This is a genomic window from Klebsiella sp. 1SOBk5mer (assembly GCF_046603115.1).
In the GTDB taxonomy this organism is placed as follows: Bacteria; Pseudomonadota; Gammaproteobacteria; order Enterobacterales; family Enterobacteriaceae; genus Klebsiella; species Klebsiella quasipneumoniae.
Map to the genome: position 1 here is coordinate 652,195 of NZ_JBKIUU010000001.1, position 13,729 is coordinate 665,923.

11 protein-coding genes and 2 pseudogenes are annotated in these 13,729 nt (G+C 60.5%); 10 read left to right on the forward strand and 3 right to left on the reverse strand.

Annotated elements, in window-relative coordinates; genetic code table 11:
- The first annotated feature begins 5 nt into the window (after positions 1 to 5).
- From ACLH1U_RS03255 to ACLH1U_RS03300, 10 genes and pseudogenes are all read left to right on the forward strand, one after another.
- Positions 6 to 1,013, forward strand: coding sequence for an MsnO8 family LLM class oxidoreductase (locus ACLH1U_RS03255; protein ID WP_023289878.1), 1,008 nt, complete (start codon positions 6 to 8; stop codon positions 1,011 to 1,013).
- The gene (locus ACLH1U_RS03260) at positions 1,003 to 2,124 is read left to right on the forward strand and encodes a M20 peptidase aminoacylase family protein (RefSeq protein WP_048297620.1); all 1,122 of its coding nucleotides are present in this window, start codon (positions 1,003 to 1,005) and stop codon (positions 2,122 to 2,124) included. The genes ACLH1U_RS03255 and ACLH1U_RS03260 overlap by 11 nt, the downstream gene beginning before the upstream one ends.
- 24 nt (positions 2,125 to 2,148) lie before the next feature.
- Positions 2,149 to 4,412: pseudogene (locus tag ACLH1U_RS03265) on the forward strand (NtaA/DmoA family FMN-dependent monooxygenase).
- A gap of 11 nt (positions 4,413 to 4,423) precedes the next feature.
- Complete coding sequence (locus ACLH1U_RS03270; protein ID WP_004202731.1) at positions 4,424 to 4,933, forward strand: GNAT family N-acetyltransferase; 510 nt, start codon at positions 4,424 to 4,426, stop codon at positions 4,931 to 4,933.
- A 9-nt stretch (positions 4,934 to 4,942) separates the two neighbouring features.
- A complete protein-coding gene (locus tag ACLH1U_RS03275) occupies positions 4,943 to 5,869 on the forward strand; it encodes an amino acid ABC transporter permease (RefSeq protein WP_023289874.1) in 927 nt (308 codons plus the stop codon).
- Complete coding sequence (locus ACLH1U_RS03280) at positions 5,853 to 6,632, forward strand: amino acid ABC transporter ATP-binding protein (protein ID WP_053810329.1); 780 nt, start codon at positions 5,853 to 5,855, stop codon at positions 6,630 to 6,632. The genes ACLH1U_RS03275 and ACLH1U_RS03280 overlap by 17 nt, the downstream gene beginning before the upstream one ends.
- A gap of 38 nt (positions 6,633 to 6,670) precedes the next feature.
- Positions 6,671 to 7,522 carry a transporter substrate-binding domain-containing protein gene (locus tag ACLH1U_RS03285; RefSeq protein ID WP_072198978.1) on the forward strand — a complete coding sequence of 284 codons (852 nt, stop codon included), beginning with the start codon at positions 6,671 to 6,673 and terminating at the stop codon, positions 7,520 to 7,522.
- Between the two features lie 77 nt (positions 7,523 to 7,599).
- On the forward strand, positions 7,600 to 8,217 hold the full coding sequence (locus tag ACLH1U_RS03290) for a glutathione S-transferase family protein (protein WP_023289870.1): 618 nt from the start codon (positions 7,600 to 7,602) through the stop codon (positions 8,215 to 8,217).
- A 70-nt stretch (positions 8,218 to 8,287) separates the two neighbouring features.
- A complete protein-coding gene (gene pptA / locus ACLH1U_RS03295) occupies positions 8,288 to 8,515 on the forward strand; it encodes a tautomerase PptA (RefSeq protein ID WP_004891592.1) in 228 nt (75 codons plus the stop codon).
- A gap of 144 nt (positions 8,516 to 8,659) precedes the next feature.
- A pseudogene (locus ACLH1U_RS03300) lies at positions 8,660 to 8,836 on the forward strand (transcriptional regulator); the annotation flags it as partial.
- Positions 8,837 to 8,896: 60 nt separating this feature from the next.
- On the opposite strand, the gene ACLH1U_RS03305 reads toward ACLH1U_RS03300, so the two are convergent.
- The 3 genes from ACLH1U_RS03305 to ACLH1U_RS03315 are packed head-to-tail and all read right to left on the reverse strand — an operon-like array spanning position 8,897 to position 13,526.
- On the reverse strand, positions 8,897 to 10,501 hold the full coding sequence (locus ACLH1U_RS03305; protein ID WP_102004067.1) for a carbohydrate porin: 1,605 nt from the start codon (positions 10,499 to 10,501) through the stop codon (positions 8,897 to 8,899).
- A gap of 44 nt (positions 10,502 to 10,545) precedes the next feature.
- Entirely contained in the window at positions 10,546 to 11,928 is a 1,383-nt protein-coding gene (locus tag ACLH1U_RS03310; protein ID WP_102004066.1) for a glycoside-pentoside-hexuronide (GPH):cation symporter, read from the reverse strand.
- 26 nt (positions 11,929 to 11,954) lie between these two features.
- Positions 11,955 to 13,526, reverse strand: coding sequence for a family 78 glycoside hydrolase catalytic domain (locus ACLH1U_RS03315; RefSeq protein WP_102002918.1), 1,572 nt, complete (start codon positions 13,524 to 13,526; stop codon positions 11,955 to 11,957).
- Positions 13,527 to 13,729 lie beyond the last annotated feature (203 nt).

Below are 13,729 nucleotides of genomic sequence, written 5' to 3' on the forward strand. Positions count from 1 at the left end.
GCGAAATGTCTTATCGAATCAGTATCCTGGATAAAAGTCCGCTTGCCGCCGGGGAAACCGCCGCGCAGGCGCTGGCGCGTACATTAACGCTGGCGCAACACGCCGAAGCCTGGGGCTATCACCGCTTCTGGGTCGCCGAACACCACAATACCGATCAGCTGGCGAGCCCCTCGCCGGAGCTGGTTATCGCCTGGCTGCTGGGCCACACCCGGCGGATCCGCCTCGGGTCCGGCGGCGTCATGCTCCAGCACTATAGCCCCTATAAGGTTGCGGAAAACTTCAACCTGCTGGCCGCCCTCGCGCCGGGCCGCATCGATCTCGGGGTCGGCAAGGCGCCTGGTGGCCTGCCGCTCTCCACCCGCGCCCTGCAGCAGGGCCTGCATCAGGAAGAGAAAGGCGCCTTTGCCGACCAGCTGGCGCAGCTGGATAACTGGCTGTCGCTGACTGAGCCCGGAGGGGAAGAGAGTCTGCGCGCCACGCCGATCCCGCCGCGCCGGGCAGACGGTTTTCTGCTCGGCGCCAGCCTGGAGAGTGCTGAACTGGCGGCCCGCCTTGACTGGAACTTTGTCTTTGCCGCCCATCTCAATGGCGACAGCGCGCTGCGCCGCACGGTGCTCAACCGCTGGCGCGAGCTGAGCCCGCGCGAGGCAATTGTCGCCGTGCAGGTGGTGGTCGCCGACGATCCCGCTACCGCCGCCGCGCTGGCGCAGCAGGTGGAGGCGTGGGGCGTTGAGCTGGAGAACGGCCAGCGGGTGACCGTCGGCAGTGAGGCGCAGGCCGTCGCTTTTGCCCGCCAGGCCGGTAGCCGTCCCACCCGTATCGCCCGCCGCGAATCTTCGCTGATATCGGGTACCCCCGAAGAGGTGAAAGCCCGGCTGGACGCGCTGCAGGCGGAAGATCAGCTGGATGAACTCATCATTGATACCCCCATTAGCGACGGGCCTGCGCGCCTGCGCTCCCTGCGCCTGCTGGCGCAGGCTCACTACGGCAAGGCGGTGCTGAATGTCCTTTGAACAACAACTGATTAGCTGGCGGCGCGAGCTGCACCAGAACCCGGAGCTCTCCCTGCAGGAGGTGGCCACCACTGCGCGGATCCGCGACTGGCTGCAAAGCGGCGGGTTGACCCTGCTGCCCTACGATCTGAAAACCGGGCTGGTGGCCGAAGTCGGCAGCGGCGACAAGGTGATAGCCCTGCGGGCGGATATCGACGCGTTGCCCATCGAGGAGGCGACCGGTCTGCCTTACCGCTCGCAGAATCAAGGGGTGATGCATGCCTGCGGGCACGATATTCACACCAGCGTAATGCTGGGAGCGGCGCTGCTGCTGAAGGATCGGGAAGCGGAACTCCCGGGGCGGGTGCGGATCCTTTTCCAGCCGGCGGAAGAAAATTTCGGCGGGGCGAAAACCCTGATCCGCGCCGGGGCGCTGGAGGAGGTGTCGGCGATCTTTGGCATGCACAATGAGCCCGGCCTGCCGGTGGGTGAATTTGCCACCCGCGGCGGCGCGTTCTACGCCAACGTCGACCGCTTCGTCTTCAAAGTGACCGGGAAGGGCGCGCATGCCGCCCGCCCCCATGAAGGCAAGGATGCGATCCTGCTGGCCAGCCAGCTGGTGACGGTGCTGCAGAGCGTGGCCAGCCGGGAAGTGAACACCCTCGACTCGGTGGTGCTCAGCGTGACGCGGATCCAGGGAGGCAATACCTGGAACGTGCTGCCGGAGAGCGTCGAGCTGGAGGGGACGTTGCGCACCCACAGCAGTGAAGTGCAGCAGCGGGTCAAGGCCCGGGTCAGCGAGATTGCGGCCGGTTTCGCCAGCGCCTTTGGCGCGCAGATTGACGTCTTCTGGTATGCCGGCCCGACGGCGCTGGTCAATGACGCCCGCTGGGCCGACTTCGCCAGCGAGGTAGCGGCCCAGGCCGGGTACCGCACCCACCACGCCGATCTGCATCTCGGTGGTGAAGATTTTGCGGTCTATCTTCAGCATATTCCCGGGGCGTTCGTCAGTATCGGCAGCGCCAGCGAATATGGTCTGCACCATCCGGCATTTAATCCGGACGAACGGCTTATTGCACCCGCAGCGCACTATTTCGCCCGTCTGGCGGAGCAGGCATTACAACACATTTAATGGATGACAGGGGAAGGGGTAGCTATGTCTGAAAATCGACAATTGCGTCTGGGGACGATATTACATGGCGCATCGGGAAATATGTCCGCCTGGCGTCATCCGGCGGCGCAAGCGGACGCCAGTATTAATTTTGATTTTGTTACAGAGACGGCGTTAAAAGCGGAAGCGGGAAAACTGGATTTTATTTTTGTCGCCGACGGTTTATATATTAATGAAAAATCGATTCCCCATTTTTTAAATCGCTTCGAACCTTTAACGGTGCTTTCCGCGCTGGCCGCGGTCACCCGGCGGCTGGGGCTGGTGGGGACCTTATCCACTTCGTACAGCGAGCCGTTTACCACCGCCCGCCAGTTCGCCAGCCTCGACCATTTAAGCCAGGGGCGGGCGGGCTGGAACGTGGTCACTTCGCCGCTGGAAGGGTCGGCGAAAAACTTCTCCCGGGCCCAGCATCCGGATCATGCGCTGCGCTATCGCATTGCCGATGAATATCTGCAGGTGGTGAAAGGCTTGTGGGATTCGTGGGAAGAAGATGCCTTTGTGCGCAATAAAGCGACCGGTCAGTTCTTTGACAAAAATAAGCTGCATACGCTCGATCATCACGGGGATTTCTTTAAAGTGGCCGGACCGCTGAATATTGCCCGCACGCCGCAGGGACGACCGATTATTTTCCAGGCTGGCGCGTCGGACGACGGCAAAAAATTAGCCGCACGCCACGCCGATGCCATTTTTACCCATCAGGAATCGCTGGCCGAGGCGCAGGCATTTTATCAGGACGTGAAAAGCCAGCTGGCGGCCTGGCAGCGCACCCCGGATCAGCTGCATATTTTCCAGGGCGTCAGCGTCATTGTCGGCGATGACGCCGAAGACGCGGAGCGCCAGTACCAGACCACCGCGGCGCTGGTCTCCATCGAGGATGCGCTGAACTATCTGGGGCGGTATTTCGAACACCATGATTTTTCGCAGTATCCGCTTGATGAACCGTTCCCGGATATTGGCGACCTCGGGCAAAACAGCTTCCGCAGTACCACCGACGAGATTAAACGTCACGCCCGCGAGCGCGGATTAACCCTGCGCCAGGTGGCCCTGGAGGCAGCGAGCCCGCGTCCGCGCTTTACCGGCACCGCCAGCGATGTCGCCGACGGGCTGCAACTGTGGTTCGAACAGCGCGCGGCGGACGGATTCATTATTCAGGGCGGCACGCCGGAAACCTTTCCGCGCTTTGTGGATGAGGTGGTGCCTCTGTTACAGGCGCGCGGCCTGTTCCGTCGCGACTATCCGGGCGCCACCCTGCGGGAAAGTCTGGGACTGGCGCTACCCGCTAATCAATTCCAAAAATAAGAAAAGAGAATCACGCTATGCAGAAAACAACACTCTTGCTGGCCGTCGCGTTGGCATTTAGCGCCTCGTCGTGGGCACAGGACGTCAAGATCAATGGCACCGGGGTAAGCCTTGAGGCCAACAAAACGCCCATTCACACAGCGAAAAACCCGCAGGCCATTGCCCTGTTGCCGAAAGATCTGCATCTGGCGGTGCCGGGGAAATTTACCGTCGCGGTGGCGGCCCTGAACTCACCCCCGCTGACGGTCTTCGCCGATGACAACAAAACCCTGCTCGGCAGCGAGGCGGATATCGCCCGGCTGGTGGCGGAGAGTCTCGGGCTGGAGGTGAACGTGGTTCCCACCTCCTGGGAAGACTGGCCGCTGGGGGTCACCTCCGGCAAATATGATGCCGCGATCAGCAATATTACGGTCACCAAAGCGCGGAAAGAGAAGTTCGATTTCGCCACCTACCGCAAAGACTCGCTGGGCTTCTACGTCAAAAGCAGCAGTCCGCTGAGCAAGATTGACAAGGCGGAAGACATCGCCGGGCTGAAGATTATCGTCGGCTCCGGTACAAACCAGGAGGCGATCCTGCTGGCGTGGAACGCGGAGAACGTCAAAAAAGGGCTGAAGCCGTTTACCCCGGTCTACACCAAGGATGATGCCGCCCAGACTCTGGCGCTGCAGACCGGACGAGCCGATGCCTTTTTCGGCCCCAATGTGATTGGCGCGTGGAAGGCGGCGCTGACCGGCAAAACCAAACTGGTGGGCAGCGTTGACGGCGGCTGGCCGAAAGCGGCGCATATCGCGGTGACGCTGAAAAAAGACAGCGGGCTGGTGAATGCCGTCCAGGCGGCGCTGAACGGCGCTATCGCCAGCGGGGACTATGCCAACGTGCTTAACCGCTGGGGAGAGGGAGTGGAAAGCATTCCGCAATCGGAGATCAACACGCCCGGACTGGGCGACTGATAGGAGGCGCGATGAGCGAAGCATTCCGCGATATATCTCCGGACGCACCGGAGCTGCAGCCGATTATTAGCGGGCTGTTTGCCGAATACGCCGCCCGCTACGGTGACTATTTTTCCCGCGATGCGGAAGTGGAGTTGAGCGAGTGGTATTTGCCGCCGCAGGGGCTGTTTATCGTCCTTGAGCGTGAGGGCGAAATTATCGCCACCGGCGCTTATAAGCCGAAGGATCGCCACACCGCAGAGATCAAACGTATCTGGACGCACCGCCGTCTGCGCCAGCAGGGGCTGGCGGCGAAAGTGGTTCAGGAGCTGGAGCGGCGGGCGGTGCTGGCCGGGTACAGCCATATCTACCTGACCACCGGCTTTCGTCAGCCGGAGGCGGTCAAGCTCTATCTCAGCCAGGGGTATGAGGCGCAGTTCGACCTCGCGCGAGACCCCGAAGAGTACAGTCAGCCGCCCTACGATGGCCGACTGCGGTTCACTAAAGCGCTGGCGGTGAGCGCCTTCAGCCACAGCGCCTGAGGAGGCATGATGCATTCATCTGAAACGATCAAAGTGGTGCCGGCGCGCTATCCGCTGCGGGTAGTCGGGGCCCTGGTGGCCCTGCTGGTGCTGGCGGTGGTGATCCAGTCGGTGGCCTTTAACCCGCGCTGGGAGTGGGGCGTCTTCGCCCGCTGGTTCTTCGACCCGGTGATCCTCGAAGGGCTGGGGCAAACCCTGCTTCTGACCCTGCTCGGCACGGTGCTGAGCGTGATCTTCGGCGGCCTGCTGGCGCTGGCACGCTTGTCCTCATCGTGGCTGCTCAGCAGCCTCGCCTGGGGCTATATCTGGCTGTTTCGCTCGCTGCCGCTGATTGTCGTGCTGATCATTCTCTACAACTTCTCCTATCTCTACGACACCCTGTCGCTGGGGATCCCGTTTACCGGCGTCACCTGGGCCAGCTACCAGACGATAAACGTGCTGGGGCAATTCTCCACGGCGGTGGTGGGCCTGACCCTGGTGCAGAGCGCCTATACCGCGGAGATTATTCGCGGCGGCTTCCTCGGCGTTGACCACGGGCAGTATGAAGCCGCCGCCGCGCTGGGGCTACCCGCCTGGCGACGCACGCTGCGCATTATTCTGCCGCAGGCGCTGCGCACCATCCTGCCATCCGGCTTCAATGAGATCATCAGTCTGGCGAAAGGAACGGCGATGGTGTACGTCCTGGCGATGCCGGAGCTGTTCTACACCATCCAGATGATCTACAACCGTACCCAGGAGGTGATCCCGCTGTTGATGGTCGGCGCCGCCTGGTATCTGGTGATCACCAGCGTCCTCTCCGCCATTCAGTACCTGGTGGAACGTGGCCTGGCGCGCAGTGAGCGCCGCTCGGCGGTGAACAGCGCCCGCGGCAGCCGTCTGAATCAACCCGCACGTCAACCACAGCCCCAGGAGGCCGTCCATGCCCAGCTCTCGTAATGGCCATATCTCTATCACCGGGGTCAGCAAATACTATGGCCGCCACAAGGCGCTGGACGATGTGTCGCTGGAGATACCTCCGGGCACGGTGACGGTGATCCTCGGCCCTTCCGGTTCGGGCAAGTCCACGCTGCTGCGCACCATTAATCACCTCGAGCGCGTCGATGAGGGGTTTATTCAGATTGATGGCGACTATATTGGCTATCGCCGCAAAGGCGACAAGCTGTATGAGATGAAAGAGAAGGAGATCCTCCGCCAGCGGATCAACGTCGGCTACGTGTTCCAGAACTTTAACCTGTTTCCGCACCTGACGGTGCTGGAGAACCTGATAGAGGCGCCGATCGCCCACAAGCAGGTCACGCGCAAAGAAGCCATTGCCCGTGCCTGGGAGCTGCTGGACGTCGTCGGACTGCGCAATAAAGCCGACGCCTGGTCGCGGCATCTCTCCGGCGGCCAGCAGCAGCGTATCGCCATAGCCCGGGCGCTGGCGCTGGACCCGCGGGTTATCCTGTTTGATGAGCCCACCTCGGCGCTGGATCCGGAGTTGGTGGGCGAGGTGCTGGATGTGATCAAGAAGCTGGCGCGCTCTGGCACCACGCTGGTGGTGGTCACCCACGAGGTTGGCTTTGCCCGCGAGGTGGCCGACCAGGTGGTGTTTATGGTCGACGGCAGGATCGTCGAGCAGGGCAGCAGCGACGAGGTGCTCAACCATCCGCAGCATCCGCGTACCCGGCAGTTTTTATCCAGGGTGCTGCCGTCATGAACAGAGCGATAGCGACCCTTGTATTCAGCGCCCTGGCGCTGGACGCTCACGCGGCGCTGGATCTGCGCGCCAATGAGCAGCCATTGCCGGTCACCCGCGACCCGCAGGCGATAGCGAAAATTCCACCGGGCTACCGCTTCGTGGAGCCGGGAACGCTGACGGTGGCGATCTCGGCGCTCAATTCGCCACCGCTGGCGCTGCTGGCCAGCGACAACCGCACGCGGATCGGCAGCGACCCGGATATAGCCCGCCTGCTGGCCGGGAGCCTTGGCCTGAAGCTCAGGCTGGTGCCCACCGCGTGGGAGGACTGGCCGCTGGGTATCGCCGCCGGCCGCTATGACGTGGCGCTGATTAATATTGCGGTAACCGAGAAGCGCAAAGAGAAGTTCGATTTCGCCACCTATCGGGTGGACTCTCTGGCCTTCTCGGTGAAATCCACCAGCGACATCGCCGCGGTGCATGGACCTGCGGACCTTGCCGGGCGCAAAGTGATCGTTGGGTCCGGCACCAATCAGGAGCGGATCCTGCTGGGCTGGAATGAGGACAACCGGGCCGCCGGGCGGCCGCCGGCCCAGCCGGTCTACCTGACCGATGATGCATCTGGCAACCTCTATATCCAGTCCGGGCGGGCGGATATTTTTTTCGGCCCGCAGTCGGTGGCCGCCTATAAAGCGGCCCTTAACGGCCAGACCCGGGTGGTAGGCCTGGGGCCGAAAAAAGCGTGGGTGGCGACGACCACTAAAAAAGGCAACGGACTGGTCTTTGCCCTGCAGGCCGCCCTCGACGGGGCGATCGCCCGCGGTGAATATCAACAGGTGCTGGCGCGCTGGGGAGAGCAGGGCGAAGCGGTGGCGCAGTCGGTGGTCAACCCGCCGGGGATCACCTACTAACCGCCAGGGCCAGGGTATGCCGGGTGGGTGAGCGGCAATTTTCTGCCTACACTTAGGCTTTACCCTGGAGGCAGACCATGATTACCGTTTATGGCGTGCCGGGATGGGGCTCGACGATTAGCGAGCTGATGCTCTCCCTGGCCGATATTCCCTACGAGGTGGTTGACGTCGAGGGCTTTGACCAGCCCGGCCCGGCGCGCGAGCGCCTGCGGCAGATTAACCCTCTGTGCCAGGTGCCCACCCTCAGGCTGGCCGACGGCAGCATCATGACCGAAACCGCCGCCATCGCGCTGATGATCCTCGACCAGCGCCCCGATCTGGCCCCCGCGCCGGGGACGCCGCAGCGTCAGCAGTTTCAGCGTCTGCTGATCTGGCTGGTGGCGAATGTCTATCCCACCTTTACCTATGCCGACTACCCGGAACGCTGGGCGCCCGCCGCGGCGGAGCAGCTGGTGGAAAATTGTCGCCAGTACCGGAACAACCTCTATCTCTGGTTCGAACAGCAGCTGGTCGCCGGGCCATGGGCGCTGGGCGCGTCGGTTACCCTCCTGGACTGCTATATCGCGGCGATGTATAGCTGGGGGCCCAGGCAGGCGTGGTTTAACGCCCATACGCCCAAATTTGCCGCCGTCGCCCTGGCGGTCTATCAGCGACCGGAGCTGGCCGCGGCGCTACGACGTAACAAGCTGATTTAACGCACGCGATGCCAACCGCAACCGCCATTCTGTGGTAGCGTTATGGCCTTCACCACAAGGAGTCTTTGCTATGCCGCATGTTGATATTAAATGCTTTCCCCGTGAACTGACTGACGAACAAAAAACCGCGCTGGCCGCCGATATTACCGAGGTGCTGATCCGCCATCTGAACAGTAAAGAGGGCGCGGTCAGCGTCGCGCTCACTCAGGTTGAGCCGGACGCGTGGCAGGCGGTGTGGGACAGTGAGATCGCCCCGCAGATGGCGCAATTGATTAAGAAGCCGGGTTATAGCATGTAACCCGGCGCCCCGGAGGCGATGCTGCGCATCTGTCCAACGGACAAGGTGCTTTGCGCCGCCTCCGGCAGGGGCTTCTCCGGCTACGCACTGAGAGAAACATCATGTTCATCTATCCTTAGCGCCAGAGAGCCAACTGAGGTGTATGTGAAAGACGAATTGTTTGCCGATCTGCTGGCTAGTGCAGAAGAAATGGTCAGAATTGAGAAGGGTGAACAAACGCCGAAGGTGCACCACGTTCATACCTTCAGCGAAGTTGATGTGAAAGCAATACGTGAAGCCACAGGTTTAAAACAGCAGGACTTTGCAGCGGCCGTTGGCGTTAAGTAACAGCGTGTATTTAAATCAACCCGTCCAGGCGTTTGCCCCGGACGGGCTACTTTATTAAAACCAAATCTCCGTCTGCACGCCAAAGTTCCAGTTTCCTCCGGCGGTAAAGCCTTTACTGCCGAAATCATCGTTTATCGCATAGCGATCCAGGTCTTTATCCCAGTTCATCCACGTGACAAAGAAGCGGATCTCCGGCCTCGCTTTGATATCAAACACATCGCCCACTTTGAACGTCGGGGCGAAGGTCAGCTTGTAAAAATCGCCGCTCACCGCCTGGTATTGATACACGTTGTCATTATAGCGATAGGTTCGGCCGTTGGGATTCAGGTCCATATATTGCCAGGACGCTTCGTATAGCAGGGCGAAGTTGCGGGTGATCCCTTGGGAAACCCGCAGGTTAAAGGTTGCCCAATCGTAGCGGTCGCCATCGCGGTAGCGATCTTCGCTATGCTGGGCGATAACCGATGGTGCAAGCTGCCAGTTTTTCCCCAACGGCAAAATGCCGTAGGACGCAAAACGCAGGGACTTAGCGTTCTCGGTAAGATCGCCATCGCTACCGGGCTGGCGCGCCTCGGCGCCCAGCCCGCCGCCATACTGCAGGGCGCTCTCAGATACGCCCGGCGCGAGGCCATAGAATTGCTGTTTGTCGTGATATGCCAGCATCGCGTAGTAGCCGTTTTTCGCCGTATTATCGCTGCGCAGAGCGTAACTGCCGGTGGTCGAGGTATTATCTTTCAGATCATCATTGCCCTGGGCGGTCATCGCCGTGGTCATCAGCTGCCAGTTGTTCCAGAAGTGGTTGGCGGTGAACATCAGGTTCTGTATATCGTTATCCTGGTAGTTATCGCTACCCAGATCGCCGAAGTTACGCGCATAGACCGAGTAATCGCCGCGCAGCGTATCCCCCCACTTCACGTCATTGATCCCGCCGCCGGTACCGCCGAGGAACATAATATCGCTATCGGTAAAGTGGATATCGAAATTATCGCGGTCGAAACGCTTGCCCGCCCAGATGGACGCGCTCCTGAACGGCCCGGAAAAATCGGCGAAATTGCCCATCTCGACGTACAGCTGACGCACGTTCAGGTGGTGGCTGTCGTTATCCTGTACCCATGGATCCGGGTTGGTTGCCCCGTCGGCAAGCATGGTTTTAAAGTGCGCCCATGACCCGTCGCTGAAGGTCATTTTTTTGCCGAAGCTGAGCTCCACGTAGTTATCTTTCTCGTTGCCGAGACGGCCAACGTGGGCATCGCCGTTGAGCGAACTGGCCGGGGAGATTCCCGGCCCGCCGCGCGCGCCTTTACCATGACTGTCAACCAGCATCCCGGAGCGCGCGTAGGCGTTGAACTCGAAGCCATCGCTGAGGCTGCTTTTCGCCAGCTGTTTGTCGGCAGCCTGCTGCTTTTGCTCGGTCGCTGCGGTGCGCTGACTGAGGGTCTGCACCTGCTTTTCCGCTGCCGCCGCGCGTTGTTCCGCGGCGCTGGTGCGCAGCTCCGCCTGCTGCGCCCGACGTTTGGCCTCTCCGGCCTCCTGCTCCGCATGATTAAGCCGGGCCTCCAGCTGCGCCAGCCGTTGTTCGACGGTGAGCGGGGCCGCACTCGCGTCGTAAGCCGAAAAAAGGACGCAGCAAACCGCTGCGCTAATCAAAGAGATACGCATATCAATCCTTATTTTTTTCAGAGGTATGTAGGGGGTGCTGCGCCTTACAGGGCGTGGTTTTCTCCAGCAACGGGCGATGGGTTCGACGGCGCACGGCGTCCAGCGTCAAGGTCGGCGCGGATCTGCTCGTACTGGTCGTCGAGTCGGTAGAAGCGACCCATCCACAGCATTGAGGCGACAATCAGCAGCGCCGGGATATAGAGGTAGCAGGCTTTTATCGCCAGCATCGCGCCGTCGCTTTGCGTCTGATTAGCGATATAACCGCCGGATGAGAGCAGGACCCCGGTAATGGCTCCCGCGCCCGCCATCGCCACCTTGCCAAGAAAGCCGTTGATGGAGGTTAAAATGCCGGCGGTATTGATGCCGGTTTTCCATACTCCGTAATCCACCGGATCGGCTTGCATAGAGAAGTAAATTGCCGTGCGCTGTCCGGCGCCAAGCGAGAGTACGACCGCTCCGGCAACCAGACCCCAGCTGTTAACGCCTGCCGCCATCATCATGACCATGCCGACCAGGTTGATCGCGCTGGCGACCAGATAGACGTGGCGCTTTTTCATCTGGCTGGCGAGCAGCGGAACGGTGAGGGTACCCAGCAGAGGAACGAAGGTGGAGATCCCGGCGACGATCGCCGTGAGATCGTTATTACCGACGTAATAATGGAAGAAGTAGACCAGCGCCCCGGTCTGGAAGAAAAACGCGCCCCACATCAGGAAAATATTGATGGCGAAGACGAACCATGGTTGGTTGGCGCGCAGGCTGACCCAGGCGCGTTTTAAGGTCATGCGCTCCTGAGTAATGCTGATATTTTCCTTAACGTTCCGGAAGCTCACCAGCAGAAAAAAGGTGGCAATAACGCCGAAAACCACCGCAGTATAGAAGAAGCCGTGCTCCTGATTGCCTTTCCCCAGCGCGCCAACCAGCGGCAGCGTGGCGACCGCGACAATAGTCGCGCCGAGCGAGCCGAGCAGAATACGTACCGCCGACAGCGTCGTGCGCTCCCGCGAGTCGTTCGTCAGAAACGGCAGCATGGCGCAGAATGGAATATTAACGAGGGTATAGAGAAACGACAGGCACAGATAGGTGACAAAAGCGTAGATCAGCTTACCGGTGGTGCCGAAATCAGGCACGTAGAAGGCCAGAATACACAGCAGTCCGAAGGGGATCGCGCCAATCAGCAGATACGGACGGCAGCGCCCCCAGCGGGTGGAGGTATTGTCGATAACCAGCCCCATTAGCACGTCGGCAACGCCGTCCACCAGGCGCGTCACGAGGAACATCAGGCCTACGTAATAAGCGGGCAGGCCCATCACGTCGGTGTAAAAGAACATCAGATAAAGAGAGATCATCTGCCACACAAGGTTGCAGGAGAGGTCGGCGATGCCATAGCCAAGGCGCTGCCGCCAAAGGGTAAAGGTTGTTTCTGCCATAAAAGTAAACTCGCTTATCGTTGTTGTTAAAGTCCGTACTGGCGAATAAACCAGGCCGGGGTGCAGCTCCACGCATGGCAATAACTGTTTATCAGCTTGCTGCCATAAGGGGAAAAATCAGGATGCGCCGGGTCGAAGATTTCCCAGAAGGTATCGGCGCCGTAGTCGACCATTGCTCCCCAGTAGGCTTTGATCTGCGCAATAGCGTCGTCGCGCAGCCCGCACTGCAGAAGAGCGGCAATATAGTGGTGACGCAGGTATGGCGTGTTCATGGCGATCGCGGGGGGATTTTGCTCCAGATTATGCATGATCTCCCGGCGCTGCTGAGGAGTACCGACTTCCGCCAGTACCAGCCAGATTTGCGATGCCCATGAGACCTGCCGCTGCTCGCCGCTGATGTAGAAGCCTTGCTGCTCGTCCCATAAGACATCGAGGGCCGCAGCTTTAAGCTGCTGTAAACGCTGGCGATAGCGGACGGCCAGCTCAGGTTCGAAACGCTCCGCCAGCCAGACGGCGCGCTGCAGGCAGTAAATCAGCACGCCCTGCGCTGCAGCCTGTTTATTCAGCGATGCCTGCCAGTCGATAAACACCCACCAGTCGTCGCTATCGCGCACAACCCCGGAGGCGTCGCAGCGTTTCAGCGCCAGTTCAATCTGACGACGGGCCGTGGGCCACAGCTCGCGGGCCGTAGCAATATCCTCCGCGCTTTGCAGATAGTTGTAGAGAACGTCAACAAAAAACAGAGAATAATCAAAAAGAAAGGTATCGTCAGCAATGACATCCGGCTGCACGAACACGTTGGCCGATACCATACCGTCCTCACGAGTATGCCCGGCGAAAAGGTACAGGCAGCGGCGTACTAAATCGTGACGGGCGAAGGTCACATCGTTCACCAGCGCCTGCAAACGTAAATCGCCGAGCCACAGGCGGCGGTCGCGTTTGGGGCCATCCTCAAACACCTCCTGCATGCAGTTTTGCAGGGTCAGAACGGCAACGCTGTCGATGGCCTTGAGCTGCGGGTCGGCGGTTGTCGCTGCCGGGCATGCGCCGCTGGCGGAGGTAACGGCATTCACCTGAATCTGGTTGAATTGCAGACGAAACTTGCGCGACACGGCTTTGACCTCCACCTTCAGATAGCGGAAGCAGTAGCGGCGCGGCAGATCAACGTTGGCCGGCAGGACATCAAGCCACAGATCCTGCTGCTGCAGCCAGCTGCTGCTGAGCCAGCCCTGGTAATCGCTGAACGGCTCACATACTTCGCTCAGCGTTTCGCCGAAGGTGAACTGCAGATGGGCCGGAGCGTCCGGCGGGCTCCCGACGCTCTGACAGAGAAAATGCAGGTAGCCAACAAAGTGGCTGCCAAAATCAATAATGACGCTATCGCCGCTGCTCAGCTCGCGCTGATAAAACGCGGCCAGGGAACTTACCGGCTCAGCGCGCCAGCCAAACAGCGCCGTGGCGTCGGCGTGGGCTTCCACCACGGCGATCGGCGGGTACGCCTGGCGGCGTAGCGCGGGCCGGAGCGTCTCGGCGGTGCGTAGAAAATCCGGGTGGCGGGTCATCGAGACCTGAGAATTATGCTGAATTGCCTGTGACATACTGCGTCCTCTGTATTTATTTGTCCGCAGCATAAGATGCCGGCCAGGGGGGCAACCACTCTGGCAATGCCAATGCATTTGCCAGATTGGCACTGATAATGAGATGGGCGGGTTGCCGATCACAATTCCAAAAATCTTGCTCGTGGCGGTCGGGAAAATGCATTATCTTGCCTCTGCGCCGTAAGCCGTTTTGGACTTTATAG

What these genes read in the sequence shown, in the direction of transcription:
- ACLH1U_RS03255 (WP_023289878.1), top strand. Translation starts at nt 6, where the DNA reads ATGTCTTATCGAATCAGTATCCTGGATAAAAGTCCGCTTGCCGCCGGG.
- ACLH1U_RS03260 (WP_048297620.1), top strand. Translation starts at nt 1,003, where the DNA reads ATGTCCTTTGAACAACAACTGATTAGCTGGCGGCGCGAGCTGCACCAG.
- ACLH1U_RS03270 (WP_004202731.1), top strand. Translation starts at nt 4,424, where the DNA reads ATGAGCGAAGCATTCCGCGATATATCTCCGGACGCACCGGAGCTGCAG.
- ACLH1U_RS03275 (WP_023289874.1), top strand. Translation starts at nt 4,943, where the DNA reads ATGCATTCATCTGAAACGATCAAAGTGGTGCCGGCGCGCTATCCGCTG.
- ACLH1U_RS03280 (WP_053810329.1), top strand. Translation starts at nt 5,853, where the DNA reads ATGCCCAGCTCTCGTAATGGCCATATCTCTATCACCGGGGTCAGCAAA.
- ACLH1U_RS03290 (WP_023289870.1), top strand. Translation starts at nt 7,600, where the DNA reads ATGATTACCGTTTATGGCGTGCCGGGATGGGGCTCGACGATTAGCGAG.
- pptA (WP_004891592.1), top strand. Translation starts at nt 8,288, where the DNA reads ATGCCGCATGTTGATATTAAATGCTTTCCCCGTGAACTGACTGACGAA.
- ACLH1U_RS03305 (WP_102004067.1), bottom strand. Translation starts at nt 10,501, where the DNA reads ATGCGTATCTCTTTGATTAGCGCAGCGGTTTGCTGCGTCCTTTTTTCG.
- ACLH1U_RS03310 (WP_102004066.1), bottom strand. Translation starts at nt 11,928, where the DNA reads ATGGCAGAAACAACCTTTACCCTTTGGCGGCAGCGCCTTGGCTATGGC.
- ACLH1U_RS03315 (WP_102002918.1), bottom strand. Translation starts at nt 13,526, where the DNA reads ATGTCACAGGCAATTCAGCATAATTCTCAGGTCTCGATGACCCGCCAC.